This window comes from Clostridium kluyveri (genome assembly GCF_001902295.1).
Classification (GTDB): Bacteria; Bacillota; Clostridia; order Clostridiales; family Clostridiaceae; genus Clostridium_B; species Clostridium_B kluyveri_B.
Window position 1 is genome coordinate 1,274,426 of record NZ_CP018335.1, and the last position, 19,965, is coordinate 1,294,390.

Genomic DNA, 19,965 nt, shown 5'->3' on the forward strand with positions numbered 1-19,965 from the left:
ATGTATATTGTATTAGGAGGCATATTTTTATTATATTTTTCCTATGAAATCTTAATAAAAATTAGATTTTTATATATAAAGTATTGTAAAATAAGTATAGATATTATTTAAATATAATGTTTAAAATAGTATTATGGAAGAGGGGTTTATATGGTTGAGAATTTTGAAATAAAAGATGAACAGAATAGAAGTATAAGGGGAATTATAAATAGACCTGGTATATCAGGCAAAATCCCATGCATAATTTTCTGTCATGGATTCATGGGAAATAAATTGGGGCATAATTTTATGTTTGTGAAAATAGCCAGAACCTTGGAAAAACTTAATATAGCTTCTATTAGATTTGATTTTATGGGAAGTGGAGAAAGTGATGGGGATTTTAAGGATGTTACCATATCCTCAGAAGTAGAAGATTGTAAAAAAGTACTACAATTTGCAAGTTCTCTTGATTATATTGATAAAGGTAATATAAATATATTAGGGTTCAGTATGGGTGCCGCAATTGCCGTAGTAATTGCTTCTACTTATCCTAATATAATCAAAAATTCTATACTTATGAGTGCTGGATTCAATATGTATGACATATTTATTTCAGAAGTTACAGGGGATAGATTATATGAATTTTTAGAAAAGGGATATATAAATTTTGAAAATAATATACTTAGTGAAAAAGCCATAGAGGACGCATTTAATTATAGGGTTTTTGATTATTTAAAAGATATGAGGGGAAATACACTTATAGTTCACGGTACAGAAGATAAGTCCGTACATCCCTTATATGCAAAGAAAATTCAGCAATTATTGGGAAGTGAAGCTAAATTAAAATTTATTAAGGGATCGGACCACTGTTATTCCAGCCCAGAATACTATGGAGAATTGGTTAAACAAATAGTAAAATTTGTAAAGGCATATATACTCTGAAAAATTCAATGGATATATTACATAAAGTATCAAAAAATAGTAGAAAAGTTTAGTATTTAGGACAAAAATAATACACACTAAAAAACTCCATAAATATCTGGGGAATTTTTAGTGTGTAAATATTAGTTGTCATTTTACATTAACTTAAGTATAGTAGAATAAATTAGTTAGGAATTATAATGCGTTTAGGTTTTCCTATGATAAATATATAGGATAATGCTCCTATAAGGGCCATACAAGAGACAAAAACTAATGCAGATGAATAAGAACCAGTTTTTGAAATTAAATAACCAACTATAGCGGGAGATAAGGCACCACCCATATTAGCTACAAAGTTATAAGTACCCCCGCATAGACCTACAAGATCCTTAGGGGCTATTTCAGATAACAGTGCCCAGGAAATAGCTGATGCCATGCCTTGCCCGAAAAATGATATGGACATGAATGTAATAACAACGTTAACATCTGTGGTATAATTAGCTACCATGATTACAGAAGATAGTAATAGCCCCACAATAACAGGAAGTTTACGTGAAAGTCCAAGTCCTAATTCTCTTGATATCATCCAGTCTGACCATTTACCGGCTACGAGAACTCCGGCAATTGCTGCAAGGTAAGGCAAGGAGCCATAGATTCCAACTTTTAATATAGCCATATCTTTTTCATTTACAAGATAGGAAGGAAACCAGGTCATAAAAAAGAACAGTATGGCAGTTATAGCAAAGCCTCCTATGTACATTCCCCATAATTGGCGGCTGGTGAATAAATACTTTATTTCTTTTTTAGTAATTTTCTTTTGTTCTGATACTGTATCAGAGAGACCTCCACCTTCTTTGATAAGATTAAGTTCTTCTTTATTAATGCCTTTTGAATGAGCTGGATCATTATAATGGGTGAACCAAATAAAAGCAAATAAAAGTCCGAGTATACCTGTAACAATGAATATGACTCTCCAACCAAAAGTTACTAAAAGCCAGGTGAGAATAGGAGTACAAAGGGCAAGGCCTACATACTCAGAGGCAGTATAGGCACCAATGGCTAAACCTCGTTCTTTAGAGGGAAACCATGTAGTCACAATACGACCATTTGCAGGAAAAGCCGGCGCTTCGAAAAATCCAAGTCCAAGTCGACAGAATATCATACTGGTAAAATTAAAAGTGAAAGCGACAATTCCAGTAAAAGCAGACCATCCGCAAAGGGCAACTCCATATACCAATCTAGGCCCTAATCTGTCTAGAAACCAACCGCTTGGAATTTGCATAACAGTATATGACCAGCTTAGAGCAGAAAATATGAGTCCCATTTTAGCCGGATCCAGCATAAACTCTTTCGATAAAAATGGAGCGGCTACAGAAAGATTAGCTCTATCTAAATAATTTATAAAAGTTATTGAACACACTAAGAAAAGTATAAACCATCTTTTCCTAGTAGGATTGTTTCCTAAGTTACTTACAATATTTTTTCTCATTATTTTATCCCTCCCATTTAGAATTAAACCTATACATTAGTTTTAATAATAGGTGAATAATTCCATTAAATATAGTATATGAGGTTTTTATAACTAAGAAGTTTATTTATATTCTAAATTGTTTAATTATAGTATTATAATGCTTCTTTCATGGAGTGTTTATTCACATATAATGCAAGCAGAATACCAATTACTGTAATTACTATATTGAATAAAATTACATATTTAGGTCCATATACGCCTCCAGCATTTGTGATAACTCCAGCGATATTTAAAATAACATAGTTTGCTATACTAGATGAAATCATAACAATAGATGTAATCTTACCTTTATTTGTCGGGAACATTGAGTTTGCTGTAGATACAGCTAATTGAAGTACACCGCCTGCTGCAGAGTATCCAAGTACAAAGCCTCCTATTAAACAGATGGCAGGTGTTTGTACAAAGTATAAAATTATAAGCATGATTGTAGCAATTGTAGGGTAAATAGCCAGAATCCTCACCGGTTTAATAAATTTTTTTACTAAAAATGCAGTTACCAATATAGCAGTCATGGTTCCCAGTGAATAGAATGACTGAATTTTACTAGGATCAACCATTCCATAGAGCTTTCCTAATTCTTGGTTACAATTCAACCATAATTGGAAAGTAGATGTAGATGTAAAACCTATACAAATTATTGCTATACTAACTGGTGTAAATTTCATTTTTTCTTTTACAGGGTTAATGGCATTTCCCTTTGAATCATCAGTACGATTCATAGGAGGGAATGGCATAAATGCAATCAAAATGGCATCTATGACGATAAATACAGCTACTACGAGGAAAATAGTTTTATAAGACATCTGACTTACTGCAACAAAACCAATCATAAATGGAAGTACAAACTGTCCTATAGATATAGAGAATTTTGTAAACATGTTAGCTACGTCACCTGAATTTACAAATATTTCTAAACAAGATGGAGTAACACAGGTATCCAAGAAAGAGTTAGCAGCACCTCCAATTAGTGCAAAGGCATAAGCAACATATAGATTTGGCGAAAATACAATGCCTATAAAATAAGCAGCATAACAAGCCATTCCAATTAGTCCGGAAATTCTTCTACCAAATCTGTCGGAAATAGGTCCTGAAAAAGGAAGTGTAATTAAACGACCTAGACCTAAAGCAGCAATAACAGCAAGAACTACACTTACATCAAAGGTACCATCAGCTAGTGTTTTTGCACCCCAGGTACCTGCAAAATTTTGTTTATATTGTCCAAGTATGGATACTCCAATACCATGTACAAAATAAGTAAAATATAATGCCAGTGCGGTAGGATAGTATTTTTTGTTATTCATTTTTTTCTCCTTTCAGTGATATCTTTTAAAGTATAAGTTTATTTAATAATGGGAAATGGAAGTAAAAATCCATCTCCCTCATTGTTAAAATGTAAATTTCTTATTTAAAATATAATTCTTTAATTTCATCTACAGGCATTTCTAAACCAGTATATAATTTAAAAGCTTCTGCTCCCTGCCAAAGGAGCATTCCCAAGCCGCCTACTATTTTACAGCCAGCAGCCTCTGCATCCTTTAAAAATTTTGTTTTCTTTGGATGGTATACTGTATCTGCTACCACCAGTTCTTTTCTAAAAATGCTTGTATCTTTTATATTACTTTCATCTTCATTAGGGTGCATTCCAACAAGTGTTGCATTAATTAAAATATCACTTGATGCAACTTCTTCATTAAGTTTCTCTGTATCATTTAAGTCATATAAATTTACAGCACAGTCAGGAACTTCTTTTTTTATAGTTTCAACATTTCTCTGTGCTCTTTCATAAAAGTTATCTTTTATGTTAAAAATAGAAACCTCTTTGCTGCCGTCTAAAGCGCATTGTACCTGAATAGCTGTGGCAGCACCTCCAGAGCCCATGATAGTTATTTTTTTACCTTTTACTTCTACACCTTCTTCTTTTAAGCTGCGTACAAATCCAACTCCATCTGTAATATGGCCTGTTAGTTTTCCATTGTCATTTACGATGGTATTAACTGCTCCGATAATACGTGCAGCAGGGGATAACTCGTCCATATATTTAACTACTTCACTTTTACATGGCATTGTTACATTTGAACCCTTCATTTTAAAAGTTTTTATGGCCGTAATACCATCGGGTACTTTTTCAAGGTCAACTTGAAAAGCTAAATATATATAATCTAAATTTAATTTTTCAAAGCCGTAATTATACATAACCGGTGATTTAGAATGATCTACCGGATCTCCTATTAAACCTAATAAACCTGTTTTTCCTGAAATATCATTTTTCATGTCATAACCCTCCTGATTTCATTTTATTTAGTATGGTGTTAACTTCTATAATTTTATTGCTACCTCAAAGGCTTCGGTAGTAGCATCTAATGCTCTACGTGCTTTTACTGCATCACCTATTACATAAGTTTCCTTTATAGTCTTTTTCACTTCTTCACTTAGAGGATCATAGGCTCTGGATCCCATGGCAAGCACTACTGAATCAAAACCATCTATTTTATCTGCTTTATCTTCTGACAAACTGTATTTGACACCGCCTTCAAAGAATTTGGTGACCTTTGCTCCAGTGATAGTCTTAATATTATATTTTTGGAAATCTTCCATTAAGAACTTTCTATGTTCTGATATTACATCTGCTCCAACTTTATCACGGAATTCAATAACAGTGACATCATGGTTCTGTTCCCCAAGAAAAGCTGCAGTTTCACATCCAACCATTCCGCCGCCAACTACAAGAACCTTTTTCCCACAGCATTCCTTGCCATCAAAGAGATTCACTGCGTGAATCAGTCCTGAATCATTTATACCTGGAATAGGGAGTACAAGAGGAGTTGCACCTGTTGCAATAATTACTGCATCCGGTGATTCTTCTGCTATTATTTTTTCAGTAACTTTTGTATTCATTTTTATCTTTACTCCATATTGTCTGCATTTTGTGATATAACTGCGGACCATGTTTGTAAGATCTCCTTTTCCAGGAGGGTAAGCGGCTAATCTCATTTGTCCTCCCAAAGTATCACTGGCTTCAAACAATTTTACTTCATGGCCTCTAAGGGCAGATATCCAGGCTGCATACATGCCGGCTACTCCACCACCCACAACCATTACTTTCTTGATGACCTCTGCAGGTTTTAATTCAGACTCTCTGCCCAAACATGGATTGACAAGACAGGTGATCGGTTTTCCATGATACATATTTGGAACACATCCTTGTAGACAGCCAATACATGGAAGCATCTCATCTAGACGGCCTGCGGAAGCTTTATTAGGTGTATGGGGATCTGTAAGGCTCTGACGTCCAAAAGCCACCAGGTCACATCGTCCTTCACGAACTAAAAGCTCTGCAAAATGAGGCTCTGTGAAACGTCCTACAGTAATAACCGGAATATCCACAGCACGTTTAATTTCTGTAACAAGCTCTGCACTGAATCCTCCATGCAGCACTGTAGGCGCCCACATATATTCGTCACGAAGGTGGACGGCACGGGAAACATGGAGAGCATCTACTCCAATATATTCCAGATAGGCAGCAATTGCTGCGCTGTCATGTACATCAAGTCCTCCCGGTATTTCATCGGAACTATTGATACGACAAATAATTGCTATGGAATGCCCTACTTTTTTACGTATGTTTTCAATGATAAGACGGGGAAGGCGCATTCTATTTTCAAAGCATCCTCCAAACTCATCTACACGTTTATTTGTTCTTGGTGAAAGAAAGCTGTTAATTAAATATCCATGGGCACAATGCACTTCAACTGCATCGGCTCCAGCTTTCTTTGCACGAAGAGCTGCATCGCCATATAACCCTATTAATTCATAGAGTTCTTCAGTAGTTATTGCCATAGGGGTGTCACGCCCTACTGCTGAAGGAATCGCAGATGCAGATTTTATAGGATAGCCTGCAGCCTTTGCATTACCTTCAGGTCCGGCATGTTGAAGCTGTATGGATACTTTGGCACCATTTTCATGGCAGGCATCAATAACACCTTTAAAACTTTCTATTGTACTGTCATCATATAAACATGGTTTACGAAAACCACCTTTTGCCTTCCTGTCTACAACTGTAGCTTCAAAGGTAATTAATCCAAATCCTCCTTTGGCACGTTCGCTGTAATAAACTAAGGATCTGTCACTCATAGAACCGTCTGTATTGGCAAAATTATTACCCATAGGTGAAACTACGAAACGATTTGGTACTATTATTGGACCAATTTTTATTGGTTCAAACATAGATTTAAATTTCATAAAAAGAATCATCCTTTCCCAAAATTAATTTATGGAATTTTTATTTCATTATTTTAAATGTTCAGATACTTCAGGCCATGCCTCGTCTAAAACTTTCTTTGCTGATCTAAAGGCACCTTGGGCAGCATATTCAATTCCCTTTTCCACAATAGGATCTGATATTGTCTCAACACCTATGGCTCTGGGACATACTCCATGTTCTTTTAACATGCGTACAAATCCTACAGTATCCCCATAACCTTCTCCAGGGAACAGACGGTCATGCATTGATTCATCTCTCAATATCTTTTTAGGATATGGTCTGTCATGAACATCACAGATTTGTATTGAAACTATTTTATCTGCAGGAACAGATTTAATCATGTCAAAAGTCTGGTTTGCTCTAGCCCAGTGCCATGTATCACAAATAAGCATGGCATTTTTTCTGCTGCATGCTTTAACCGCACGCCATGCAGAAGCTAAATCAGGAACTCCGCTGTACGGCATGAATTCAAGACCTATCATAATGTCTCCTGCTCGGTCGCAAAGTTCTCCAAGGGCAGCTGCAATGTGTTCATCCGAAAGTTTTTCCATTAGCCCGCAGTTAATGTGTTTTACATTAAAAAGGTGTGCCATATGGTATATTGTTTGTTCTTTTTCCTGCTGCTGTTTAGTTCTATCTTCTTTAGTACCCCACTGAGTTATATACTCAACTTCGGTAACTTTTATTTTATATTCATCAAGTATTGCCAGCATGTCTTCATCAGTTAAGCCTTCTTTTTTAGCATCTACGTAATTTTCAGCACGTAAACCTATACCATCAAATCCAACCTCTGCTGCGGCTTTAACTCTATCTCTAAATAACACCTCAGTTCCCAGTGTATATGAACTTATTGTAATTGGTGGATATGAATTTGTAATAATCTTTTTTTCCATAATATATTATTCTCCTTTTCACTAAGATATCTTGTAATTTTAATCATTTTAGATAAAAATTACCTAAAAACATCAGAATAAGATGCTTATGTGCTATTGATTGTCAATCTTTTTAAGTTCTGAAAATCGTGTTTTTAACTTAAATTATGTATTTTACATGATAATTTAAAGAAATATATGTAAGTCAAATTTTATTACTAATCGATTTCATCAGAACTATGAGTTTATTATATGATATAAATTTAACAAAAACAAATTGATAATATTCTAATAATCTATAGATTTTATATATAGTTCCTGTTATAATTGGTACTAGTAATATAGATGTATTATGAGAAAGTGGTGTGCTAAATTGAATTTATATCATTTGCGTTATTTTGTAACCCTGGCACATTTGGAGCATTATACTAAAGCTGCAGAGGAATTAATGATTACACAACCCAGTTTAAGTCATGCTATAGCTCTATTAGGAAAAGAACTTGGAGTTTCCCTATTCGAAAAAGACGGTAGGAATGTAGTGCTTACAAAGTATGGAAAAATATTTCTGACTGATGTAGAGAAGGCATTGGAAATTTTAGACTCCAGTGTGAAAACGTTAAAAATGATTGGAAATGGGGAAGGTATTATTGAACTTGCTTTTCTTCGTACTTTAGGGACGGATTTTGTGCCGAGGATTACCAGGGATTTTTTACAAGAAAACAAGGGAAAGTCCATTGAATTTCACTTTCACACAGGTGTGACAGGGGATATTATAGAAGGACTTAAATCTAGAAAATACGATATTGCTTTTTGTTCTAAGATAGAAGAAGAGCAAAGTATAGAGTTTATACCAATTGCAACGCAAGAACTTGTATTGATTGTTCCAAGTAACCATCCTTTAGCTGATAGAGATGCCATAGATTTGATAGATACGATTTCATATCCTTATATATTTTTTACTAAAAAAAGTGGTCTTAGACCAATAATTGATAATTTATTTGCGCAAATTGGTAAATTGCCTGAAATTGCTTATGAAGTTGAAGAGGATCAGGTAGTTGCAGGACTGGTTTCTAAAAATTTTGGTATAGCAGTGAGTCCTAATATGCCTATGCTTAATTCCATGGACTTAAAAGTTATTCAAATAATAAGTCCCAGTTGGGAGAGGAGGTTTTATCTAGCAGTAGTGAAAGATAAATATTCCACACCGGTAGTTCAACAATTTAAAAATTTTGTTATAGAATATACAAAGTAAAAATACTTAATTTAAAAACTAGCCATGAAAATATAAACTATGGCTAGTTTTCAGATTAACTCTACTTTTTATAAAAGCTTTTTATAGCATTACATACAAAGTCCACTTCCTCTTCTGATATTTCAGGATATATAGGTAGTGCCAGTATTTCTTCACATATTTTTTCTGATACAGGAAAATCTCCCTTCTTATGTCCAAGATAGCTGAAACACTTTTGAAGGTGAAGGGGGATAGGATAGTATATGCTGCAGCCAATTTCTTTCTCTTTTAAATATGCACAGAGTTCGTCTCTTTTTTCTGTGAGTATATTAAATACATAATATACTGGATGTTGATCATTTTTAATTTTAGGAATTTTTATGTAGGGAATACTTTTTAGCCGTTCTTTATACCAGTTGGAGACTATATTACGTTTTGCTATGGAATTGTCAATGTATTTCAATTTAACAAGCAGTAAGGCAGCTTGAATTGTATCAAGTCTTGAATTATAGCCTATGTAATCATAGTGGTATTTTTTGGAGGCTCCATGAACTCTGAACATTTTCACCTTTTCAGCTAAATCAGAGTTATTTGTAATTATCATACCTCCGTCTCCATAACCACCTAATGTCTTAGTGGGAAAGAAAGAAAATACTCCTAAATCTCCTAAGGTACCCGAATGTTTGTAGGTAGTACTGTTATTTCCTTTCCATTTCATACCGAAGGCTTCGGCAGCATCTTCAAGCACACTAAGATTATTTTTTGAAGCTAAATCCATTATTTTATCCATATCTGACATCTGACAAAATAAATGTATAGGTAGTATACCTTTAGTATTTGAATTTATTTTTTCTTCAATCTTATCTGTATCAATATTGAAAGTATCCTCATCTATATCTACAAAAACAGGTTTTGCATTATGCTTAACCAAGCAGGAGGTAGAGGCAAGAAAGGTAAAAGGTGAAGTTATTACCTCTTTACCATTTTTAAAACCTAGTACATCAGAGGATATGACTAAAGCATCTGTACCTGAAGCTACAGAAATAGCATGTTTTGCACCAGTATATTTTTCTATGGCTCTTTCAAGATTTGAAACCTCTTCCCCCAATATAAAGTTTCCTTTTTCTAGAACATTTTTTATGGCCTTGTTGAACTCCTCTTTTTTTTCATTATATTCTCTTTTAGGAGTATAAAAATCAACTTTCATTATTTATTTCACCTTCTCTACTACTTTTATAAGTTCTTTTACCACATATTCAGCATCTTCCGGAAGGAGAGTTGAATAAAGTGGTAGTGTTATTTCATTGGCATATTGTTCATAGGCATTTGGGTAATCCTCTATGGAATATCCAAGGCATTTATATAAGGTAAACATAGGCAGTGGTATAAAGTGAACATTAACTGCTATGCCTTTTTCTGCAAGTGTTTTTATAATTTCATCTCTTTGTTCTTCTTTTAATTCTTTAATCCTGAGTGGATACAGGTGATATGAGGTTTCCATGTTTTTATCTTCTTTAAAAGGAAGTATGGCCCACTCTTTTTGTGATAATATACTTGAATATATTTCAAATATATTTTTGCGCCTTTGAAGCATATTACTATATCTTCTAAGTTGAACTAATCCAAGAGCAGCATTTATGTCTGCCATATTGCATTTATATCCTGCTGTAACTATGTCATATTTCCAGGCACCTGCTTTCATTTTGGATAAGGCATCTTTTGATTGACCATTAAGGGAATTTAATTTTAAATCCTTTAATAAGTTTTCTTTTCCAAATAAGTTATTATTGTTAAAGGTTATAGCGCCCCCTTCTGCTGTAGTCAAATTTTTTACTGCATGAAAGGAAAATACGTGGGCATCTAACTGGCTGCCTACCTTCTTTCCTTTGTATGAAGCTCCAAGGGCATGGGCAGAGTCTGATACGAGCAGTATATCTTCACGATTTTTAAGTTTTAGAATCTGTCTTAGAGCATCGTAGTCCACAGGTACTCCTGCAAAGTCTACAGAAAAAATGGCTTTTGTATTTGGAGTAATTGCATCATATACTTTATCTATATCTATAGAAAAGTCATCCTTTTTTACATCCACCATAATTGGTTTTATACCTCTTTGAATAGATACAGCTGCAGTAGATGTATAGGTATAAGGAGTTGTTATTACATCATCTCCATTTTTAATGTCAAATACTTTTAGTAGTAGTTCCATGCCACAGGTGGCACTTGAAACCGCTGCTGAATAATTTGAACTGCAGTAGTCAGCTAATTTTTTTTCAAATTCAGCAGTTCTAGGTCCAGAGGTTATCCATCCTGATTTTAAAACTTCCGATAGGGCGTCAATTTCGTCCTGGGTAATATCAGGAGGAGAAAAGGGAATTTTTTTATTCATAAATATCAAATCCTTTCTTTGGGTAGTCAACAAGAGTAGTGAACATCCAGGTAATCAAATGCATTAAATCAATTTATTCTTTTGTTCCCTGAAAGAAACCTGTGTCTTTTGTTATATAAATATATCCATTTTTATTTATTTCAGACTTTAAGAAATCTTTAAGATTATGGATTTTATTTTCATCAAATACATTTTTGGTATTTCCTGGCATGGAGAATATGTAGTCCATAAGAGGTTCAATAATTGTCAACTTTAAATTATCATTATATCGTGTTAGTGTTACATTTTTAAACCATGTGGAGATTTTATCCAATCCGTTTTCAAGTTGAAAGCTTTCTGTAAGGTTCCAACTATCTGTAGTTATATTTTGTAAATTAGCACTTTTAACAATTTCTCTCATTTCTTTCATGTGATTTTTCCCAACTGTAGAAGCATAAAAATATCCTTTAGGTTTTAAAGTTCTATAAATTTCTGAAAGGGCTTTATCTATATTAGTAACATGGTAGAGCATATGGTTTGCGATTACTACATCAAAACTGTTATCTTTATAAGGAATATGCTGAACATCTACAATGTTAAACCTAAATCTCTTTAAATTTAACGTGAGATTTTTTTTAGTGTCCTCCAGCATTCCAGGAGAAAAATCAGTGAGAGTTATATCCCATCCCTCTGGAATTCTATCTAAATTTTTTTGCCACAATCGTCCATCACCACAGCCTAATTCCAATATGGAAACTTTATCTGGAAGATTTAGATGATTAAAAAACCACTTCATCCAACCCTGCTTATTGGTACTAAAAAGTTCATGAATTTTTATTCTAGCTCTTAAATTAGAGGCATTTTCATATTGTTCCATCCACTTCTGATCTGTGTTTATTATATTTATTATATTTACAAATTTATTCCAATTCAATTCTTTTTCACTGTCCATCATGTGTGCCGCTTCTTCTATGGACTTGATTACAGATTCTATGTGATATATCTTTTTTTTCATTATTTTTTTCTGTATTTCAAGAGATTTTTTTAAATCTCTGTGATTTACGTCATAGTTCATTATTTTTGATATATCTTCTAGTGAAAGTCCTATGAATTTAAGCGTAAGTATTTTTTGCAGCTTACTGAAGTCCTCAAAGTTGTACAGTCTGTGGCCATATTTAGTATAAGAACAGGGCTTCAAAAGTCCTATTTTATCATAATATCTTAGAGTTCTTAAAGTAACCCCTGATTTTTCAGCAAATTTACCAATGGTGAATAGATTAGATTTTTGTGTACACATTAGTATCACCTCTACCTAAATTATTGTACCATATGACGTAAGGTAAGGCGCAATAGATTTTCAAAAAGTATATTTCATAATAAAAATTAAATGACAACAAAATAATAAAAATGGGTATCGGATAAATAAAATGGCTTATTATTGAATATAAACTTATTATATGGTAATATCATATAAAAGTAATGGAAGTCTTATATAATAATGTCGGATATAGTATTATTTTTTAAATAAAGAGTTATAATTTAATTAATGAAATTTTTATTATAAATTTTTAGTGTATTTTTATTAAAAGAGGGATAAGAGCTATAGCCTTCAAGAGTTTGTATGGGTTTTTAAGAAGGGCATTTGTTTATTCAAAATGCCTTTTATTGCGAGCATAGAATTTAATTCTATAGCTGCAGATAAATGGTTAATTGTCTATAATTGGGCTGAATTGTCTTAAATATAAAAATAAGTTTTAGAAAAGGAAGGTTGTTTATGGGAGATAATAATAATTCATCAAATTTTATTAAAAATATAATTATAGAAGATTTAAAATCAGGAGAATATGAAAAGGTAGTAACTAGATTTCCCCCGGAGCCTAATGGATATTTGCACATAGGTCATGCAAAATCGATAGTCTTGAATTTCAGCTTGGCAGATGAATTTGAAGGAAAAGTTAATTTAAGGTTTGATGATACCAATCCTTCAAAAGAAGATGTGGAGTATGTAGAATCAATAAAAGAAGATGTAAAGTGGCTTGGATATAATTGGAATAATCTGTGTTTTGCTTCTAGTTATTTTGAACGAATGTATGAATATGCTGTTTTTTTAATAAAAAAAGGAAAAGCATATGTATGTGATTTGACCGCCGATGAAATAAGAGAATATAGGGGCACTTTAACAAAACCAGGAAAGGAAAGTCCTTATAGAAATAGGGATGTAGAAGAAAATTTTAAGTTGTTTGAATGTATGAAAAATGGAGAATTTAAAGATGGAGAAAAGGTTTTAAGAGCAAAAATTGATATGGATTCTCCCAACATAAACATGAGAGATCCTGTATTATATAGAATAGCTCATGCAAGTCATCATAATACTGGAGATAGATGGTGCATATATCCTATGTATGATTTTGCTCATCCCTTAGAAGATGCTATTGAAGGAGTTACTCATTCTATATGTACACTTGAATTTGAAGATCATAGGCCTCTTTACGACTGGATAATACGGGAATGTGAAATAGAAAATAGACCTAAACAAATAGAATTTGCTAGATTAAATATGACAAATACAGTTATGAGTAAGAGAAAACTTAAAAAGCTTGTAGATGAAAATTTTGTAGATGGATGGGATGATCCACGTATGCCGACCATTGCAGGTTTGAGAAGAAGAGGATTTACTCCAGAAGCTATTAGAAATTTTTGCAGGGCAATAGGGGTGTCTAAAGCTAGCAGTATAGTAGATTCTCAGATGCTTGATTATTTTTTAAGAGATGATCTTGAGAAAAAAGCTCCTAGAACTATGGCTATATTAAATCCTCTTAAGGTCGTAATAACTAATTATCCAGAGGGAAAAACAGAAACTTTTAAAATTGAGAATAATCCTGATGATTTTAATGCAGGAGTTAGAGAAGTGCCTTTTTCAAGAGAAATATATATAGAACAAGAAGATTTTATGGAAAATCCACCTAAAAAGTACTACAGATTGTTCCCAGGGAATGAAGTCAGGTTAAAAAGCGCTTATTTTATAAAATGTACTGAAGCCGTTAAAGATAAAGATGGAAATGTCATAGAATTACGCTGTACTTATGATCCTGCATCAAAGGGTGGAAATAGCCCTGATGGAAGAAAAGTAAGAGGCACACTTCATTGGATAAATGTAAATACTGCAATTCCAGCAGAAATGAGGCTTTATGAACCTTTGATATTGGAACAGCAGGAAAGGGAAGGAGAAGAAGATTCCTTTTTAGATTATGTTAATCCTAATTCTCTAAAGGTTGTAAAAGGTTTTGTAGAACCTGATATGAAACGTGTAAAATCAGATGAAAAATTTCAGTTTTTTAGACACGGATATTTTGTTTTAGACGGAAAATGTAGTAAAAATGGTGAATTAGTATTTAATAGGATAGCATCTCTTAAAAGTTCTTTTAAGATATCAGAGAATAAGTAAATAAATTAAACTATTTACTTAAAAAAGGTTAGATTTTGTTTATAATTAATTTAGATAAAAATATAATGAATAGACTATTAATGAAATTATAGTTTTCTTATGGTCTGCATAAAAAATAGAATAATATAGGTGTTGGCTCAGGATAAATCTTTTGTAGCATATGGGGTTGGGGAGATAGATGTTATGAATAAATATGAATATAGAATTAAGAAGAATAAAATTATTAGAAGAAGAAATAAGATTCTTACTGCAGCTTTTACTTTAATGGTTTTTTCTTGGGGGTTTTACATAGGAAATAAACTTGCTTCTCAAAAAAATACTGAACAAAACGCAGTAGTGGCACAGACGGAAGATCAGAATGCATTAAAAAAGAGGTTCACTACTTTCCAACCACCAGGAGAGTACAAGCCTTGGGAATTTAAGAGAGAAGATGGCAGGAAAGTGGCATATTTAACTTTCGATGATGGTCCTTCTATAAACAATACTCCAGAGGTACTCAGAATACTAAAAGAGAATGATATAAAGGCAACCTTTTTTCTAATTGGTCAAAATGCTGAGAAGTATAGAGAATTAGTTAAACGCGAAGTAAAAGAAGGACATGTGGTAGGTAATCATACTTATAGTCATAGATTAAGATATAGAGAAGATCCATCAGTATTTGTAGAGGATGTAAATAAATGTGATTTAGTGTTAAAATCAATATTAGGACAAGATTACAATTTAAAACTGTTAAGATTTCCAGGAGGATCTTTTACTACAGCACATTTAAATATGCAGCCTTTTAAGGATGCTATTACGAAAGAGGGATATCATTTTGTAAATTGGAATGATATGACGGGAGATGCTAATGGAAATAATCTGCCTGTAGATATTCTTATGAATAATTTGAAGAAGTATACTACTGATAATACGGTGGTGATTCTGATGCATGATGCTCCAGCAAAAACTACCACAGTAGAAGCTCTTCCAGAGGTAATACAATATTTAAAATCTAATGGATATATTTTTGAAACTTTAAATTAATAATAAGGTAGTCTATGAATTATTTATATATATGTGCATAAATTAATTAATTTATGCACATATATATTTTTAAATCATAAATTATAATTAAGTACGTAAAATAGTGGTAGAACATACTTTAATGTTAATTAATAAATTATTTGGAGGTAACTTCTCTTATGTGTGGAATTGCAGGATGGATTAATCTAAAAGAGGATATTTCTAAAAATAGAGATATAATTTTAAATATGACAAATACGTTAAAAGAAAGAGGTCCTGATGATCATGGATATTATTTTTCCAAAAATGTGCTATTAGGCCATAGGAGACTTATAGTGGTAGACCCTTCAGGCGGCGCTCAGCCTATGTCCAAAAGTGTAAATGGGAAAAAATATATAATTGTATATAATGGGGAACTTTATAATACTGAAGATTTAAGAAAAGTACTTATAAAACAAAATTATTCTTTCAACTCATATTCAGATACGGAAGTACTGCTTACCAGTTATATACATTGGGGAGTAGATTGTGTAAAGCATATAAATGGTATATATGCTTTTGCAATTTGGGATGAATTTGAAAGTAGATTATTTATGGCAAGGGATCCCTTGGGAGTAAAACCTTTATTTTATGCAATAAGAAATAACTCTCTTTTATTTGGTTCGGAAATTAAAACACTTTTAGCACACCCCTATGTGGAACCAATAGTAGATAAGGAAGGATTAACTGAAATATTTGCTCTGGGGCCTGCAAGATCTTTAGGGGGAGGTATATTCAAGAATATACATGAAGTACCTCCAGCTAATTATGGAATATATACAGAAGATGGGTTTAAATTAAAAGAATACTGGAAGCCTGAGTGCAGGATTCATAATGAAGATATAGAAACTACAGCAGAACATGTAAAAAGTCTTTTGGTAGATGCTATAAAAAGGCAGCTGGTAGCAGATGTTCCCATTTGTACATTTCTTTCAGGCGGGCTTGATTCCAGTGCAATATCTGCAGTGGCAGCTTCGGAATTTAAAGAACAGGGAAAAATTTTAAATACCTATTCTATTGACTATGAAGATAATGATAAATACTTTGAAGCAAATGACTTTGAACCTACCCCTGATAGAATTTGGGCCTTAAGAATGTCAGAATATATAAACAGCAATCATCATGGAATTATAAATACTAGTGAAAATTTAGCTAATGCATTGTATAATTCTGTAAAGGCCAGTGATCTTCCGGGGATGGCGGATATTGACTCATCTTTATATCTTTTTTGTAGAGAAATTAGAAAAGATAATACTGTGGCTTTATCAGGGGAGTGCGCAGATGAAATATTTGGTGGGTACCCCTGGTACAGAAGGCCGGAAGATATTAATGCCCATACTTTTCCATGGTCTAAATCTGTAGGTGCTAGAAAAGAAATTCTATCTCATGAATTAAAGTCTCTTGATCTGGAGGAATATTTAAAAGAACAATATGAAAGCAGCATAAAGCAGGTTCCTCATTTAGAGGGAGAATCAAAATTAGAACATCGCATGAGAGAATTATTTTATTTGAATATTAAATGGTTTATGATTACTTTATTAAATAGAAAAGATAGAATGAGTATGTCAAATAGTCTAGAAGTGAGAGTTCCTTTTGCAGACTATAGATTGGTAGAATATGCTTTTAATATACCTTCTGAAATAAAATTTTATAAAGGCAGAGAAAAAGGATTATTGAGAAAAGCTTTAAAAGGAATATTACCAGAGGATATTATTGAGAGAAAAAAGAGTCCTTATCCTAAAACCCATAATCCCGAATATACTAAAAGAGTTCAAAAATGGATGAAAAATATAATGAAGGATAAAACATCTCCTATTCTTAATCTCATAGATAAAAAGGCGGTGAAGACTTTAATAGAAACAGGAGGGGCCTCTTTTAAAGCACCCTGGTTTGGACAGCTTATGAGAGGACCACAATTACTGGCCTATCTAATACAGGTTAATGAATGGCTTAAGGAGTATAAAGTTAAAATAGAAATATAAAAATATGCGGTGCTTATGATTAAAATGTTATAAGCACTGCATATTTTTATTTAAAATAATTTTAAATAACTGTTGATTTTTCATGAAAATAGTATATAATGAATATTAATAAATAATAATTATTGAAATGGGAGGTATTTCTAATGATTAAAAATTTTTATGAAGCGGTAAAACATAGAAGAAGTATTTATGGTATAAGTAAGGAAAAAGTTATTTCTGATGATAGAATAATAGAGGTGGTTGAAGAAGCGATAAAAAATGCACCCTCGGCGTTTAATTCTCAAACTGCTAGAGTAGTAGTTCTTTTAGGACAAAATCATGATAAATTATGGGATATTACAGAAGGAGAACTTAAGAAAAGAGTTCCTGCTGAGAGATTTTCAAAAACAGCAGAAAAGATTCAATCTTTCAGAAGCGGGTATGGTTCAGTCTTATTCTTTGAGGATGAAGATGCTGTATCTGAACTTGAAAAGAATTTTCCAAGGTATAAGGAAAATTTTCCAATATGGTCCCAACAAGGTTCTGCAATACTTCAATATATAATATGGACTTCATTAGAGGTAGAAGGATTTGGAGCTTCAATTCAGCATTATAATCCTCTTATAGATGAAGAAGTAAAGAAAACATATAATATACCAGATAATTGGAAATTAATTGCACAGCTTCCATTTGGAAAACCAACTATACCAGCTGGAGAAAAAGAAATTAAACCATTAAAAGATAGATTGAAAATATTTAAGTAAATATGAAAGCAGCTTTCTTACAAAAATTTGGAGGAAGCTGCTTTTTACATGAAATTTCAACAGTATATTTTTATTTTAAGAAGTATTTGTTTATGTTTTTGTATCCATTGTGGTAAAATAAATTATAAATCTACATTATTTTAGGGGGCATTTTATGAAAAATCTACATTTTAAAGTTGGATATGAAATAAAGTATGCGAAGTTAAGTTTAAATTCAATATCTATCTACAGGGAACTACTGAGGGACAAGGTAATTCTAGGTTTAATAGATTTTCTTGAACTTATTTGTCAGGGTAAGATATATATAGAATCTGTTATCAGATTATACAATGAATTCTTTTTTTTATTGGTACATAAAGGATATTCTTCTTTAGAAGATTATATTATAGATGAGATAATTTTTAGTGAAAATCCATTTTCAAAAGGAGCAGAAAACAAAAGTTTTAATAAATTTGAAAATTCCATCAAAAGTGCTGCGGCTAATGATTTAGAGAGTTTAAGGCATATTGCAAGATTGAATTTTTCAAATATAAAAGAAATGTTATTGAATTATTTTCAAAATGATGAATTTAAAGAGATAATAGAAAAACTTCCAGAATTGAAAGATGAAAATGATTTTAGAGAACATAATTATGCTAATCATATAAGGGATTTAAAGGAAAAGTTTCATTACAGTAGTAATTGGAGTGAATGTATAGAAGAACTTGAAAAATTTCATGAAGATTATGGCTGCGGAATGTTTGTTCGCTATAGAGCTTTTATATGGGAATATATTGATGGAAAAGGAGAATTTAAAGGTATTGAAAAGCCAGATCCTATTAGTCTTTCAGATCTTGTGGCCTATGAAAGTGAACGTTCTGTAATAATAGAAAATACCCTTCAATTTCTTAGAGGATTTTCTGCAAATAATGTTTTAATACATGGAGATCGTGGAACAGGCAAATCCTCTACAGTAAAGGCCATACTTAATAAATATTATACAGAAGGATTAAGGATGATTGAACTTCCAAAAGCTTATTTAAAGGATTTTGCAGATATAATAAGAGTTTTGAAGACTAGAACCCAAAAGTTCATTATATTTATAGATGATTTGGTATTTGAAGACAATGAAGGGAGTTATACAGCCCTTAAATCCATACTTGAAGGGGGACTTGAGAATAAATCCCAGAATGTATTGATATATGCTACCTCTAACAGGAGACATCTTGTTAAGGAGTATTTCAATGAAAGAGGTGTATTTCCTTCTCCTAATTTTAGTGAAGAAATTCACGGGGGGGACAGTGTTCAGGAAAAGCTTTCACTGGCAGATAGATTTGGAATAAATGTAGTATTTGTATCCCCAGATAAAAATAAATATTTACAGATTGTAGATGGAATTGCCAAGAATAGAAATTTAAAAATAGATAGGGAAACATTACATAAAGAAGCTCTTAAATGGGAAAGATGGTATAATGGGCGTTCGGCAAGGACTGCCAGACAATTTATAGATTGGATAGAAGGTCATGAAAGGACAGAAGATTATAAAGTTTAAAGGTAAAACTCAGGAATCAATTTTAGAATTCCTGAGTTTTAATTTTTGTTTCTATAATAATAA

At 32.4% G+C, this 19,965-nt stretch carries 15 protein-coding genes; 7 read left to right on the forward strand and 8 right to left on the reverse strand.

Annotation, left to right across the window (positions count from 1 at the left end):
* Window positions 1-150: 150 nt before the first annotated feature.
* A complete protein-coding gene (locus BS101_RS06425; protein ID WP_073538066.1) occupies window positions 151-921 on the forward strand; it encodes an alpha/beta hydrolase family protein in 771 nt (256 codons plus the stop codon).
* A gap of 163 nt (window positions 922-1,084) precedes the next feature.
* Here the strand turns inward: BS101_RS06425 and BS101_RS06430 are convergent, their stop codons facing one another.
* The 5 genes from BS101_RS06430 to BS101_RS06450 form a co-directional block, all read right to left on the reverse strand.
* Window positions 1,085-2,389 (reverse strand): MFS transporter, encoded by a 1,305-nt coding sequence (locus BS101_RS06430; protein WP_073538067.1) that lies wholly within the window; start codon window positions 2,387-2,389, stop codon window positions 1,085-1,087.
* A gap of 134 nt (window positions 2,390-2,523) precedes the next feature.
* Window positions 2,524-3,732, reverse strand: a complete 1,209-nt coding sequence (locus BS101_RS06435) for an MFS transporter (protein WP_073538068.1) — start codon at window positions 3,730-3,732, stop codon at window positions 2,524-2,526.
* Window positions 3,733-3,832: 100 nt separating this feature from the next.
* Window positions 3,833-4,702 (reverse strand): shikimate dehydrogenase, encoded by an 870-nt coding sequence (gene aroE, locus BS101_RS06440; protein ID WP_073538069.1) that lies wholly within the window; start codon window positions 4,700-4,702, stop codon window positions 3,833-3,835.
* Between the two features lie 45 nt (window positions 4,703-4,747).
* Window positions 4,748-6,670 carry an FAD-dependent oxidoreductase gene (locus BS101_RS06445; protein ID WP_073538070.1) on the reverse strand — a complete coding sequence of 641 codons (1,923 nt, stop codon included), beginning with the start codon at window positions 6,668-6,670 and terminating at the stop codon, window positions 4,748-4,750.
* A gap of 48 nt (window positions 6,671-6,718) precedes the next feature.
* A complete protein-coding gene (locus tag BS101_RS06450; protein ID WP_073538071.1) occupies window positions 6,719-7,585 on the reverse strand; it encodes a sugar phosphate isomerase/epimerase family protein in 867 nt (288 codons plus the stop codon).
* Between the two features lie 352 nt (window positions 7,586-7,937).
* Between BS101_RS06450 and BS101_RS06455 the strand changes: the two genes are divergently transcribed.
* Window positions 7,938-8,816, forward strand: a complete 879-nt coding sequence (locus BS101_RS06455; RefSeq protein WP_073538072.1) for a LysR family transcriptional regulator — start codon at window positions 7,938-7,940, stop codon at window positions 8,814-8,816.
* Between the two features lie 61 nt (window positions 8,817-8,877).
* On the opposite strand, the gene BS101_RS06460 is transcribed toward BS101_RS06455, so the two are convergent.
* The 3 genes from BS101_RS06460 to BS101_RS06470 form a co-directional block, all read right to left on the reverse strand.
* The gene (locus tag BS101_RS06460) at window positions 8,878-10,002 is read right to left on the reverse strand and encodes a DegT/DnrJ/EryC1/StrS family aminotransferase (protein WP_073538073.1); all 1,125 of its coding nucleotides are present in this window, start codon (window positions 10,000-10,002) and stop codon (window positions 8,878-8,880) included.
* 3 nt (window positions 10,003-10,005) lie between these two features.
* Window positions 10,006-11,181, reverse strand: a complete 1,176-nt coding sequence (locus BS101_RS06465; RefSeq protein ID WP_073538074.1) for a DegT/DnrJ/EryC1/StrS family aminotransferase — start codon at window positions 11,179-11,181, stop codon at window positions 10,006-10,008.
* A 73-nt stretch (window positions 11,182-11,254) separates the two neighbouring features.
* On the reverse strand, window positions 11,255-12,457 hold the full coding sequence (locus BS101_RS06470) for a MerR family transcriptional regulator (RefSeq protein ID WP_073538075.1): 1,203 nt from the start codon (window positions 12,455-12,457) through the stop codon (window positions 11,255-11,257).
* Window positions 12,458-12,934: 477 nt separating this feature from the next.
* Here BS101_RS06470 and BS101_RS06475 point away from each other — a divergent pair, with 477 nt between their 5' ends.
* From BS101_RS06475 to BS101_RS06495, 5 genes are all read left to right on the forward strand, one after another.
* A complete protein-coding gene (locus BS101_RS06475; protein ID WP_073538076.1) occupies window positions 12,935-14,605 on the forward strand; it encodes a glutamine--tRNA ligase/YqeY domain fusion protein in 1,671 nt (556 codons plus the stop codon).
* 183 nt (window positions 14,606-14,788) lie between these two features.
* The gene (locus tag BS101_RS06480; RefSeq protein WP_073541163.1) at window positions 14,789-15,628 is read left to right on the forward strand and encodes a polysaccharide deacetylase family protein; all 840 of its coding nucleotides are present in this window, start codon (window positions 14,789-14,791) and stop codon (window positions 15,626-15,628) included.
* A gap of 158 nt (window positions 15,629-15,786) precedes the next feature.
* Complete coding sequence (gene asnB / locus BS101_RS06485; protein WP_073538077.1) at window positions 15,787-17,628, forward strand: asparagine synthase (glutamine-hydrolyzing); 1,842 nt, start codon at window positions 15,787-15,789, stop codon at window positions 17,626-17,628.
* 143 nt (window positions 17,629-17,771) lie between these two features.
* Window positions 17,772-18,371, forward strand: coding sequence for a nitroreductase family protein (locus tag BS101_RS06490; protein ID WP_073538078.1), 600 nt, complete (start codon window positions 17,772-17,774; stop codon window positions 18,369-18,371).
* A 154-nt stretch (window positions 18,372-18,525) separates the two neighbouring features.
* Window positions 18,526-19,902 (forward strand): ATP-binding protein, encoded by a 1,377-nt coding sequence (locus tag BS101_RS06495; RefSeq protein WP_073538079.1) that lies wholly within the window; start codon window positions 18,526-18,528, stop codon window positions 19,900-19,902.
* The last annotated feature ends 63 nt before the right edge of the window (window positions 19,903-19,965 follow it).

Coding starts and splice junctions, on each gene's coding strand:
- BS101_RS06425 (WP_073538066.1), top strand. CDS start 151: ATGGTTGAGAATTTTGAAATAAAAGATGAACAGAATAGAAGTATAAGG.
- BS101_RS06465 (WP_073538074.1), bottom strand. CDS start 11,181: ATGAATAAAAAAATTCCCTTTTCTCCTCCTGATATTACCCAGGACGAA.
- BS101_RS06475 (WP_073538076.1), top strand. CDS start 12,935: ATGGGAGATAATAATAATTCATCAAATTTTATTAAAAATATAATTATA.
- BS101_RS06450 (WP_073538071.1), bottom strand. CDS start 7,585: ATGGAAAAAAAGATTATTACAAATTCATATCCACCAATTACAATAAGT.
- BS101_RS06495 (WP_073538079.1), top strand. CDS start 18,526: ATGAAAAATCTACATTTTAAAGTTGGATATGAAATAAAGTATGCGAAG.
- asnB (WP_073538077.1), top strand. CDS start 15,787: ATGTGTGGAATTGCAGGATGGATTAATCTAAAAGAGGATATTTCTAAA.
- BS101_RS06490 (WP_073538078.1), top strand. CDS start 17,772: ATGATTAAAAATTTTTATGAAGCGGTAAAACATAGAAGAAGTATTTAT.
- BS101_RS06470 (WP_073538075.1), bottom strand. CDS start 12,457: ATGTGTACACAAAAATCTAATCTATTCACCATTGGTAAATTTGCTGAA.
- BS101_RS06430 (WP_073538067.1), bottom strand. CDS start 2,389: ATGAGAAAAAATATTGTAAGTAACTTAGGAAACAATCCTACTAGGAAA.
- aroE (WP_073538069.1), bottom strand. CDS start 4,702: ATGAAAAATGATATTTCAGGAAAAACAGGTTTATTAGGTTTAATAGGA.
- BS101_RS06460 (WP_073538073.1), bottom strand. CDS start 10,002: ATGAAAGTTGATTTTTATACTCCTAAAAGAGAATATAATGAAAAAAAA.
- BS101_RS06435 (WP_073538068.1), bottom strand. CDS start 3,732: ATGAATAACAAAAAATACTATCCTACCGCACTGGCATTATATTTTACT.
- BS101_RS06480 (WP_073541163.1), top strand. CDS start 14,789: ATGAATAAATATGAATATAGAATTAAGAAGAATAAAATTATTAGAAGA.
- BS101_RS06445 (WP_073538070.1), bottom strand. CDS start 6,670: ATGAAATTTAAATCTATGTTTGAACCAATAAAAATTGGTCCAATAATA.